The 11,028-nt window shown below is 68.9% G+C and carries 9 protein-coding genes and 3 pseudogenes; 5 read left to right on the top strand and 7 right to left on the bottom strand.

Annotated features, from left to right (window positions below; translation table 11 throughout):
• A pseudogene (locus INE98_RS09050) lies at nucleotides 1–216 on the bottom strand (glutathione peroxidase); the annotation flags it as partial.
• A 20-nt stretch (nucleotides 217–236) separates the two neighbouring features.
• Nucleotides 237–1,175 (bottom strand): Gfo/Idh/MocA family oxidoreductase, encoded by a 939-nt coding sequence (locus INE98_RS09045; protein ID WP_293538368.1) that lies wholly within the window; start codon nucleotides 1,173–1,175, stop codon nucleotides 237–239.
• 116 nt (nucleotides 1,176–1,291) lie between these two features.
• Here INE98_RS09045 and INE98_RS09040 point away from each other — a divergent pair, with 116 nt between their 5' ends.
• Nucleotides 1,292–2,308, top strand: a complete 1,017-nt coding sequence (locus INE98_RS09040; protein WP_293538366.1) for an NADP-dependent oxidoreductase — start codon at nucleotides 1,292–1,294, stop codon at nucleotides 2,306–2,308.
• On the opposite strand, the gene INE98_RS09035 is transcribed toward INE98_RS09040, so the two are convergent.
• Nucleotides 2,305–3,222, bottom strand: coding sequence for a haloalkane dehalogenase (locus INE98_RS09035; RefSeq protein WP_293538364.1), 918 nt, complete (start codon nucleotides 3,220–3,222; stop codon nucleotides 2,305–2,307). The genes INE98_RS09040 and INE98_RS09035 overlap by 4 nt on opposite strands.
• 121 nt (nucleotides 3,223–3,343) lie before the next feature.
• Here INE98_RS09035 and INE98_RS09030 point away from each other — a divergent pair.
• Nucleotides 3,344–4,231, top strand: a pseudogene (locus tag INE98_RS09030) (cobalamin biosynthesis protein CbiG); the annotation flags it as partial.
• A 137-nt stretch (nucleotides 4,232–4,368) separates the two neighbouring features.
• On the opposite strand, the pseudogene INE98_RS14550 reads toward INE98_RS09030, so the two are convergent.
• The 3 genes and pseudogenes from INE98_RS14550 to INE98_RS09020 form a co-directional block, all read right to left on the bottom strand.
• Nucleotides 4,369–4,869, bottom strand: a pseudogene (locus INE98_RS14550) (DUF3883 domain-containing protein); the annotation flags it as partial.
• Between the two features lie 194 nt (nucleotides 4,870–5,063).
• On the bottom strand, nucleotides 5,064–6,425 hold the full coding sequence (locus tag INE98_RS09025; RefSeq protein ID WP_293538362.1) for an MATE family efflux transporter: 1,362 nt from the start codon (nucleotides 6,423–6,425) through the stop codon (nucleotides 5,064–5,066).
• Nucleotides 6,426–6,492: 67 nt separating this feature from the next.
• Complete coding sequence (locus INE98_RS09020; protein WP_293538361.1) at nucleotides 6,493–7,788, bottom strand: RNA methyltransferase; 1,296 nt, start codon at nucleotides 7,786–7,788, stop codon at nucleotides 6,493–6,495.
• 106 nt (nucleotides 7,789–7,894) lie between these two features.
• Here INE98_RS09020 and INE98_RS09015 point away from each other — a divergent pair, with 106 nt between their 5' ends.
• Nucleotides 7,895–8,320 carry a glycine zipper 2TM domain-containing protein gene (locus INE98_RS09015; protein WP_293538359.1) on the top strand — a complete coding sequence of 142 codons (426 nt, stop codon included), beginning with the start codon at nucleotides 7,895–7,897 and terminating at the stop codon, nucleotides 8,318–8,320.
• Here INE98_RS09015 and INE98_RS09010 read toward each other — a convergent pair whose 3' ends face one another.
• Nucleotides 8,321–9,076, bottom strand: a complete 756-nt coding sequence (locus INE98_RS09010) for a TlyA family RNA methyltransferase (RefSeq protein WP_293538357.1) — start codon at nucleotides 9,074–9,076, stop codon at nucleotides 8,321–8,323.
• A gap of 113 nt (nucleotides 9,077–9,189) precedes the next feature.
• Here INE98_RS09010 and INE98_RS09005 point away from each other — a divergent pair, with 113 nt between their 5' ends.
• Nucleotides 9,190–9,561, top strand: coding sequence for a hypothetical protein (locus INE98_RS09005; protein ID WP_293538356.1), 372 nt, complete (start codon nucleotides 9,190–9,192; stop codon nucleotides 9,559–9,561).
• A gap of 59 nt (nucleotides 9,562–9,620) precedes the next feature.
• Nucleotides 9,621–11,028: TonB-dependent siderophore receptor (locus tag INE98_RS09000; protein WP_293538355.1), on the top strand; the 1,408-nt coding region annotated here is incomplete at its 3' end.

Below are 11,028 nucleotides of genomic sequence, written 5' to 3'. Positions count from 1 at the left end.
CGGCTCCTGGCCCATGAACTGGTTGCAGGGCACGCCCAGCACGGTGACGCCCTGATCCTGGTACCTGGCGTAGAGGGCCTCAAGTCCCTCGTATTGCGGGGTCAGGCCGCAGCGCGAGGCGGTGTTCACCACCAGAACGGCGCGGTCGCGGAACCCGGTGAGGGGAAGGGGCTCGCCATCGATGGAGCGGAAGGTGAAGTCGTAGAGGCTGGTCATAGGGCTCTCCGGTCAGGAATTCAGAGGTGGTGTCGGGGGCCGGTCTCTTCCACCGCCTGCTCGATGGCGAGGGCCAGGTCCAGGGCCCGGGCGGCCTCCTCGCCGGTGACCACAGGCCGGTCGCGCTCCCCGCGCACGCAGGCCAGGAAGGCGCCGACGCTGGCGCCCAGGGGATCCCGGGCGCCCGGCGTCTCCGCGAAGTCCGGGTTGAGGTCGAAGCCGGTGGTGTTGCGGAAGGTGCGCGCCAGGAAGTCGATCTCGAGTTCACCGGAGGGATAGACCACCCGCATGGTCCGCCTGCGCTCCGGCGCCATGCGCGAGGCGTCGAAGACCGCAGTGAAGCCGTCGTCGAAGGTCACCTCGGCGCGCACGGCGTCCAGGCCGCCGCTGTAGGCGACATCACCCTCCCCTTCGGCCGCCAGAGGCGCTCCTGCGGCCAGGGACAATGCAAGGTCAATGTCATGGACCATCAGGTCCAGCACGACCGAGATGTCCAGGCTGCGCTGGCTCTGCGGGCCCTGCCGCACCGCCTCCAGCCTCAGAGGACGCTCCGGCGCGCTGAAGAGGCCGATCGCCTCGAAGACCACCCTTTCCTGGTGTCCGCAGGCGACGACGAGCCCGCGCCGGCTGGCCTCCGCCAGGATCCGGTCGGCCTCTTCAAGGTCCACGGCCAGCGGCTTCTCGACATAGACGGAACGCCCCGCGCGAAGGGCGGCCAGAGCCCCTTCGGCATGACGGACGCCGGGCGAGGCGACCGTCACCACATCCACGGAGCTCAGAAACGCGTCGAGGTCATCGAAGGCCACCGCCCCATGAAGCGCCGCCACTTCCCGTGCCCGCTCCAGGTCCGGGTCGAAGACGGCGGCCAGGCCGGCGCCTTCGGCCTGGGCGTACTGGCGCGCATGGTAGCCGCCGAACACCCCGGCCCCGATCACTCCGCCCCTCAGGACCTTGGTCATTCTCTGCTCCGGACTCCTCGGTTGCAGCTAGCATTCCGCGTCGCCACACGCCACCTTGGGCGCAGTTCCAGAACAGCGGCGCCGCCGCCTCGCCAAGAGACTTAAAGGGGGAAGACATGACCACTTCACGGGAAATCCGCCTGCGCAGCCGTCCGCAGGGCCTGCCCGCCGCCGCCAACTTCGAGCTTGCCTCCGTAGACCTGCCCGCCCCCGGTCCGGGCGAAGTGCAGGTCCGCAACACCTGGATGACCGTCGATCCCTACATGCGCGGCCGCATGAACGACGTGAAGAGCTATGTCCCGCCGTTCCAGCTGGGCAGGCCGCTGGAGGGCGGCGCCATCGGCGAGGTGATCGTGTCGAACGACCCGTCCCTGAATCCGGGAGACCTGGTCCAGTCGAACAACGGATGGCGGGAGGCCTTCAATGCGCCGGCCTCGAACGTCCAGAAACTGAACACGCACGGCCTGCCGCCTGAAGCCTTCCTCGGGGTCGCCGGCATGCCCGGCCTGACCGCCTACGCCGGCCTCCTTCGCGTCGCCGCCCTCAAGCCCGGCGATGTGGTGTTCGTGTCCGGCGCCGCAGGCGCTGTGGGCTCCCTGGTCTGCCAGATCGCCAAGCTCAAGGGCCACAAGGTGATCGCCTCCGCGGGCGGCGCCGAGAAGGCGCGGTTCCTCAAGGACGAGGTCGGGGTCGACGCCGTCATCGACTACAAGGCCGTCGGCGACTCCGCCGTCGCCCTGACGGCCGCCCTGGCCGAAGCGGCGCCCGAGGGAGTGGACGTTTACTTCGACAATGTCGGCGGCGGGCATCTCGAGGCGGCGCTGAACGCCGCCCGTCCCTTCGCCCGCTTCGCCATCTGCGGCATGATCTCCATGTACAACGCCGAAGCTCCGGTCCCCGGCCCGTCGAACATGGCCCTGATCATCGGCAAGAACCTGCGGCTGGAAGGCTTCATCGTCTCCAACCACTGGGACATGATGAGCGATTTCCTGAAGGACCTCGCCGGCTGGCACGCAGCCGGCAAGCTGAAGTGGCGCCAGACCGTTCGCGAGGGTATCGCCGCCGCCCCCGACGCCTTCATCGGCCTCTTCAAGGGCGAGAACATGGGCAAGATGCTGGTGAAGCTGAGCTAGCCCGCGGCGAAGGACCGGAGTGCGGCCTCGGCGACGGGGCCGCCCCATTCCTGCACGAAATGCCCCGCCTCCGGGATCAGCATGGGGTCGGGGCAGGTCGGCAGGCTCCGGCGCAGGTCCTCCATCACGGGTGGCCCCAGCACCGTGTCGGCCCCACCAACGGCCATGAAGACCGGGCCCCTGAAATCCCGGGCCCAGAACGCCTTTGCGGCGACGCTCTCCTCGATCCCTTCCATGCCGGGGTCGGTCATGACCCGCTCGGGAAAGGCGCGGACGCCGGCCTTATGGCGGATGTCCGGGAATGGGGCGTCGTAGGCGGCGCGCTCGGCCTCGGTAAGGTGAGGCGTACCTCGGCCGATCAGGGCGCCCACCGCCATATCGGGATTGGCCTTGGCGTAGGCTCGCCAGGCCAGGAAGCCTTCGGAGGGCGGGGTCCCCGTCGCCAGGGTCGTGTTCATCGCAATAAGCCGGGCGAGCCGGCCCCGGAAGCCGGCGTCAACTGGCAGGGTCAATCCGATGATCCCGCCCCAGTCCTGGACCACCAGCGTGATGTCACGAAGGTCCAGCCGCTCGACAAGGGCCAGCAGCATCCGGCGGTGGAAGTGAAAGCCGTAGACGGAATCCTCGACCGGTTTGTCCGACCGGCCGAAGCCGAAGAGGTCGGGCGCGACCACCCGGGCGCCGGAGGCGAGGAAGACCGGGATCATCCTGCGGTAGAGATAGCTCCAGGTCGGCTCGCCATGGAGGCACAGGAAGGTGGGCTGGTCGGCCGGGGCGCCAGGGCCGCCGCCCACGTCGATCACGGCACACCGGAGACCCTCGTAACCCGGAAGATCGTCGATGTATCGGGGAGCCCAGGGAAAGCCGGGCAGGTTGGAGAAACGGTCTTCAGGGGTGCGCAGCGCGTGGATCAAGGTCGGGTCCTCCAGAGAACGTTCTCCACTCTCACATGGCGCCGGTGGCCGACCAAGTCCGCCCGTTGGCGCGGGTGCTCCGAGAGGTTAAAGAGACCACTCCCTTCCCCGGAGCCCGACCGTGTCACGCCTCTTCAACGCTTATGTCATCGTCGACTGGAGCGCCGCCGCCAAGCCGACCACCGGGGCGGACTCCGTCTGGATCGGCGTCATGAAGCGCGACGTCCGTTTTCGCCTGGCCTTTGAGGCCTTCAACCCATCGACCCGGGCCGAGGCTGAAACCAAGCTCACCGCCCTGCTCGATAATTTCCGCAAGCGCTCGGAGCGGGCCCTGCTTGGCTTTGACTTTCCCCTGGGCTTTCCGCGGGGCTTTGCGAACGCCCTCAACCTTCCGGGCGACGCGCCCTGGCGCTCTGCCTGGGACCAGCTTGGAAAGATGGTCAAGGACAAGCCGGACAACACCAACAACCGTTTCGGGGTAGGCTCGGAGATCAACCGGCGCATGACAGGCGGGCCCTTTCCCTTCTGGGGCTGCCCGCCGAAGGACGCCCTCACGACCCTCCAGCCCAAGCGCACCCGCGAGCACGGTCCCGGTGACCTGCCAGAGTTCCGCCACGCCGACGCAGCGGCCAAGGCGGCGTCGATCTGGAAGCTCTATTACAACGGCTCGGTCGGCGGTCAGGCCCTGCTGGGAATCCCCTTCGTGCGTCGCCTCCAGGCCGCCCGGGGCGCAGGCTTCCGCATCTGGCCCTTCGAGACCGGCTTCCGAAACCTGTCGGAGACGGACCTCGCAGGCGTCGAAGTGGTGGCCGCAGAGGTCTATCCCTCGCTCTACAAGGCCCAGCCCGGCCCGGGCGAGGTCAAGGACCTAGCCCAGGTCCGGGTCACGGCCGAGCATTTCGCCAAGCTGGACGAAGCGGGCAAGCTCGGCGCCGTCTTCGGCCCCGGCAAGGGCCTCGCCCCTGAGGTCGTCGCCGACGCAGAGCGCGAGGAGGGCTGGATCCTCGGCGTCGAGGGCCAGGCGCAACGCGCCAGGAAGCTCGTCGGCATCAGGCTGACATGGGCGTCCAGCGGCGGCGCCAGCTCGAAGGCCCGGGGCTCCCGCGCAAAGTTCCAGACCCGGACAAGACGCCAGACGTCCCGGTTGTCGTTGGCGACCTCAAGCTCGTTGCGGGTGATATGGAAGGCGGAGCGTTCCCACCCGTTGGTGGTCTTGACCTCCACGAGGCGGGGCCGTCCGTCGGGCATGAAGCTGGCGATGTCGTAGCCCGCCCCGTCGCCGTCTTCCTGCGAGGTCCAGCGGACCCTTTCGGCGAGGTCATTCCGACCTGAGCGTCGCAGGGTCCAACGTTCGAAGTCCAGCACAAGGGCCTCGCCTGCACGGCCCAGGTCCCGGTTTCTGGCGTCGGCTTCGGCGGGATCGAAGCGGCGATCCAGGGCTTTGCGCTGCTTCTCTTCGAGCACGTCGCGGTTCAGCGGAACGGGTGGGGCGGATAGGAACAAGGCCGCGGCGTCATTCACGGGCTGGAGAGAAGGGATTGTGTGCGCACGGACAGGACTGCGTCTGTGGAGTCGGATGACCGCATCGATCAGCGACTCCTGGAAGTCCACTGCGGGCTTGTAGCCGGGAATCCAGGGTTCGTTCATACTGCGCAGGACCGCGCTGATGTTCTGATGCTTCCACTCGATGGAGCCTCGGCTTCTTGCAGGAAGCTGGGCCTGAAGCGCACGGTTGCGCGCAGCCTTGTTGTAAGGCCTGCCGGCCAGATCCTCCGCCAGCATGCCGAAATAGTCGTCGACGATCCGGTCGTTCTCAGCATCCGTCCAGTCGCCGGTCGCGGTCATCCCACCGGACGCCTCGAGAGGACGGCGAAGCGGACAAGCAGCAGGCCCGCTGACAGGATGCTGGCGAGCAGGACCCCCTCGACGATCCCGTTCACGCCCCGGCCGGCCGGAAGCGCGAGGAACCAGGCCAGGGGCGCCATCACCAGAACATAGCTGACGAAGTGCGTCAGGGTGGGAATGAGAATGTCTCCCCGAGCCCGCAGGGACTGGGCAATCACCACCTGAAGCGCATCCGGAGGTATGGCGGCGGCGGCCAGGACCAGGGCCGGGACCGCAAGGGCGAGGGTCGTGGGATCGGTCGTGTAGCCGGACGCAATCAGGCCCGCTCCCATCCAGACGCCAAGGCTCACCAGGACGCAGAAGGCGCCGCTTGCGCCGTAGGCGATCAGGCTGATGCGACGGATGGCTGCAAGGTCCCCGGCGCCATAGGCCCGCCCCACCAGCACTGAAACGGCGGTGGCGATGCCCAGAGGGACCATGAAGGCCAGGGAGATCACGTTGACCACAATGCTCCAGGTCGCCACCTGCAGTGTTCCCAGCCATCCGGCGATGACGTTCATGCCCGCGAAGGCGGCCATTTCGAAGAAGCCCGAGGCGCCGGCTCCCAGGCCGATCTGCGTCTGCTCCCGCGCAGCCTGCGGGGCCGGAGGCGTCGGCGCGAAGACTCCCAGGCTCCGCGCCTCGGGCATGCGCAGGATGTAAATGGCGAGGGCCAGCGTCAGGGCGCCCCGGGCGATCAGGGTGGCGATCGAAGCTCCGGTGGCGCCCATGGCCGGAAGACCGAAGGTTCCCGGGACAAGGATCAGCAGGGCGACGAGGTTGACGATGTTGGCGGCCCACATCAGGACAGCGCCGATCCTCGGGCGGCCGAGCCCCTCCAGCCAGGCGGAACAGGCTGAACCGACCACGAAGACGGGCATGGACAGGGCGAAGATCTGCAGAGGCGGGGTCGCCCCTGCGACCAGGTCGTCCGGCAGCTGGAGGAGGCTGAGTATCCAGGGCCCCAGAAAAAACAGGACCAGGGCCGCCAGGACGCCGATCTTGGCGCCATAGACCAGGGCGCGCCTCAGGACCGCGCCGGTCTCCTCGGGCTTGCCCTCCCCGATGGCGCGGGCGGTCATCACCTGGACCCCGCCCAGGAGCGAGGTGCCCACGACGAGGACAATGGTGGTCGGCGCCCAGGCCATCGCGTGCCAGCCGAGCTCGACGGCCGAGTAGCGACCGACGACGACGGCGTCGCTGAGACCCATGGTCATCATCCCGAGGCGGGAGATGACCACCGGCCAGGCGAGTGTGAACAGGGCCGCCAGATCCCGGCGCGCCGCCTCATGCCGGCGATCCTGCGCCAGTCCGGTCATCCCGGCACTCCCCCAAGCAAACGCCAGGAGACTGCCCGTTCAGCACCGTGCGGGCAAGGCGCGGCGATCAACGCGAGAACACGCCCACGAGTTCGAGGTGCGGCGACCACAGGAACTGATCCACCGGAAGAACGCTTTCGAGCCGGAATCCGTCGTCGACCAGGCGACGGGCGTCCCGGGCGAAGGTGGCCGGGTTGCAGGAGATCCCCACCACCCGAGCCGCGCCGGAGGCGCCCAGTTCGGACGCCTGGGCCAGAGCGCCCGCCCGAGGCGGATCGAACACCACGGCGTCCACCCGCTTCAGTTCCGCCGCCAGCACCGGCCTCCGGAAGAGATCCCGGACCTCGGTCGTGACGCCGTGGAGACCTGGCGCGGACCCGGCTGCGGCGGAAAGGGCTGCAATCGCCGGGGCCGAGCCTTCGACAGCCAGCACCGGAGCGAGGCGCGCCAGGGGGAAGGTGAAGGTCCCCACCCCACAGAACAGGTCCGCAAGACGGCGGGCGCCGGCGACGGCGCGGACGACCTGTTCGGCCATGGCCGCCTCGGCCACCGGCGAGGCCTGCAGAAAGGCGCCCGGAGGCAGGACGACCCGGACCCCGGCGAACTGGATTTCCGGAAGGCGCTGCTGGAACAGGATCTCCCCCGCCAGGGTGAGGCGGGCGATATCCCCCTCGGAGGCGATCCGGGCCACCGTCTGCCGGGCGTCGGCGGACAGACCGCCTGAGCGCGCCTCCACTCCAGTGACATCGATATCGAGACCTGTCTGGGTCATGACGGTGTGCAGGGCGGGGGCGGAGCGCTGATGCTCCAGGAAAGGCGCCGCCAGACGCCGGAGCAAAGGGAGGGCGCGAGCCAACCGGGGCTCCATCACCTTGCACTCGGCGATCTCCACGAGGGTCCAGGAGCGTCGCGCCTTGAAGCCGACCCTCGCCTCGTCACGGGATGGACCCCTGCGGGCGTGAAGGGCCACGCGCCGACGACCGCCTGGCGGAGTCTTCACAACCGGCAGGATCTCCGTCTCTAGCCGCTCCAAGGCCAGGGTGGCCCGGAGGCGCTCGACCTTCCAGGCGAGGGCGGCCCCATCTTCCCAATGCTGGAAAGCGCATCCGCCACAGGCGCCGAAGTGCCGGCAGGCCGGCGCTCTTCGATCCGGACTGGCCGTCTCGACGGCCATAACGACCGGCCCATGGGGTCCAGCCTCGAGGAGGACCCGCTCGCCGGGAAGAACGCCAGGCGCGTACCAGGCCCTTCCCGCGGCGTCACGGAGCAGACCGTCTCCCTCCCCGCCCATGGACTCGACTTCGAGCGCTTCCGACGGAGGGGGCGGCGCAGGGCGGCTCGGACCAGGTCTTCGGGGCGGCATGACGTCCAGTCTAGACTGTTTCGTCTCCCGCAAGGGAGCCCCCGGCGATCTTGCATTCGAGGCCGGCTGCCATAGGCTGCAGGTCGGTCGGATCCGGAGTCGTTACATGCGCAAGGTCGTCACCCTCGTCGCCGCCATCGCTGTTCTTGCCGGCGTCCCGGGCCCACTGCTCGCCGAGCCGCCGAGCGGGGACTTTGGCCGCGGCGACGTCTGCGACCAGAAGAAGAAGGAGGCCGGGACCACCGGAGCCGTGGTTGGCGGCATCGGAGGGGCCCTTCTGGGCCGGGCGATCGCCGGGAAGGGAAACAAGACGACGGGAACCATCGTTGGCGCCGCGGCCGGGGCGGGCCTGGGTTATGCGGTGGGGCGGGGATCGGTCACCTGCATCGACTATCCGCCGGAAATCACCCAGACCGACTACAGCCGTCAGAACTGCCGCTGGGTTCAGCAGTCGCCCCAGGATGGTAACCCGCGACAGTTCGAGGTCTGCCAGAACGCCGATGGAGTCTGGCGGGCCAGCGGCCGCGAATAGTCAGGATTTCCTGGCGGAGACCAGAAACTCGATGTTTCCGTCGGCGCCGGTGAGGGGGCTCCTTGCGCTCGCGACGACGCGCCATCCCGAGGCCTCAAGAAAGGCGCATGCGGCCCTGAGGGCCTTATCCTGCGCCTCGGGATCCCTCACCACGCCCCCCTTCCCCACCCTGTCCGGACCCACCTCGAACTGAGGCTTGACCAAAGCGAACAGAAGCGCGCCGGGGGCGGCCAGCTTGAGGGCTGCAGGCAGAACCTTGGCGAGGCTGATGAAGCTGGCGTCGCACACCACCACTTGCGGCGGCTCAGGCACAAGAACAGGGTCGAGGCGGCGGGCGTCGACGCCCTCCATGCTGACGACCCGCGGATCGAAGGCTAGCCGCGGGTGAAGCTGGCCACGGCCCACATCGACGGCGTAGACCCTGGCGGCGCCCCTGGAGAGGCAGACCTCCGTAAATCCCCCGGTTGAGGCGCCCACATCCAGAACCACCAGACCGTCAAGTCGGGCCTCGGCGAAGCCAGGCGCAGCCTTAAGCTTGGCGGCGGCCCGACTGACCTCTGCGAAGGCGGGCGCATAGGCGATCTCCGCTTCGGGAAAAATCAGGTCGGACGCCCGCACCACGGGCTGGCCATCCGCACTCACCCCTCCCGCCTCGATCGCCGCTCGGGCGCGGGCGCGGCTCTCGGCGAACCCACGCTCGACGAGCACAGAGTCCGCACGGCGCCTGAGGGATTGCCCGGGAAAAGGTTTCGGCATCGGGCCAGTGTTGCGCGGATGACCCTGGCTGACAACGCGACCCGGCGTCCGCTGGACAGACCCCGAGCCTTGGCCTAAGCACCGGCGCAATGCGCGGGACAAGCCTCCTCGGGATGTTGCGACGGACCGCCCCTCTGCTGGCGGCGCTGGCGGTGACGCTCCGTGTTCTCGTCCCTGCCGGCGTCATGTTCGAGGTCGCGCCGGACGGCGGCCTGCAGATGACTCTTTGCACCGGCCAGGGCGCGATGGCTCTCCAGCCTGGTGATCCGGACTCAGGGCCGGAACCCGCCGAGGCCTCGCCGGACTCTCCCTGCGCCTTCGCGGGCCTCGCCGTCTTCTCCCCTGCAGACTCCGCACTGCTGCCGGTTCCCGCCCCATGGCCCACCCCTTCGGCCCCCCGGGGTGCCCAGGCCAACGACCTGCGTCCCGGACTGGGGCTCCCCGCCCCGCCGCCGCCCAAGACCGGCCCCCCTCGCCTCGCCTGAACCTGTCGCCACGGCCGGCCTCGTCCGGCCCCGCCTGACGTTCAGACGAGAGATTCTGCATGCAATCCCCTCTTCGCGGCGGCGCCTCGCGCCGCGCCCTCGCGGCGGCCCTCTGCCTCGCCGCCACCCCGCAGAGCGCCTACGCCGCAAGTTCGGCTGAAGCCTCCGAAATCCTTGAAGTCGACGCGGTCATCGTGATCGGCCAGGGCGACCAGCCCATCACCGTCCAGCCACGCGGCCTGTCCGTTTCCCTCGGCGAGACCGAGTTCCGGGCCGTGAACGCCATCAATGTCGAAGACCTGATGAAGTACGCGCCCAACTTCTTCGTCCGGAAGCGCTTCGCCGGCGACGACAACGCGGTGGTCGCCCTGCGGGGCGCCAACACCGTCCAGAGCGCCCGGACCCTGGTCCTCGTCGACGGGTTCGTCGTGTCCAACTTCCTCGGCAACCGGTTCGACTTCCCGCCGAAGTGGAACGTCGTCGGCCCGGCGGAAGTCCGGCAGTTCGACATCGTCTACGGCCCCTACTCGGCGCGCTACGGCGGCAACTCCATGGGCGGGGTGATCTCGGTCACCACCCGGGCGCCCGAGCGGAACGAGGTCTACGGCCAGGCCCAGGTCATGCTCATGCCCTTCACGGAGTACGGCTTCGACGAGACCTTCCGGGGCTACAGCGCCGAGGCGGGCCTGGCCTGGAAGCCTGAAGACTCGCCGTTCAGCCTGCGGGCCGGCTTCCGGCATTTCGAGAATACCGGCCAGTCCATGACCTACAACCTCCTGACCCCCGCGACCGGGACGGGAACGGCGGTGACCGGAGCCTTTGTGGACCCGAGGCTGGCGACCCCGGTCTTCGGCGCCGCCTCACCGGTCCGTGTCATCCAGGACCAGTTCCGGCTTCGCGCCGGCTGGGAGATGGACAACGGGTGGACGCTGGAGGCCATGGGCTTCGCCTGGCTGACCGATCAGGACCTCACCGACACGCGGACCTTCCTGAAGGACGCCAGTGGATCGCCGGTCTGGCAGGGCCGCGTGGCCTTCGGCGGACGAACCTGGAACGCGACGGGCCTCACCCAGTCCCTGACCCGTCGAACCGAGTATCTCGCCGGCCTGCGGTCAGGCGGCGACGCCTACGGCTGGACGGTGTCGGCCAATGTCTCGCGATACTGGATCGCCAGCCAGGATGGGCGGACCTCCCGGGACATGGCGACCGGGCTGGTCAACGGCGCGGGAACTCAGACCCGGGCCAGGGAACCCGGATGGTGGACGGGCGCCGTGACCCTGGAGAGGACGTTCGGCGATCACGCCGTCGCCTTCGGGGCTGACGCCAACCTTTATGAGACGAGGTCCGAGACCTTCACCACCACCGCCTGGAAGAACGCCTCCAACCCCGTCTTCTCAGCCTCCACCTGGGGGAAGACGACGACCTTCGGGGCCTTCCTCGAGGACGAGATCTCTCTTCCGGGCGACT

This window comes from Phenylobacterium sp., assembly GCF_020253645.1.
GTDB lineage: Bacteria > Pseudomonadota > Alphaproteobacteria > Caulobacterales > Caulobacteraceae > Phenylobacterium.
Note: the sequence above shows the minus strand (reverse complement) of the source record. Positions and strands in the feature narration are given on the sequence as shown.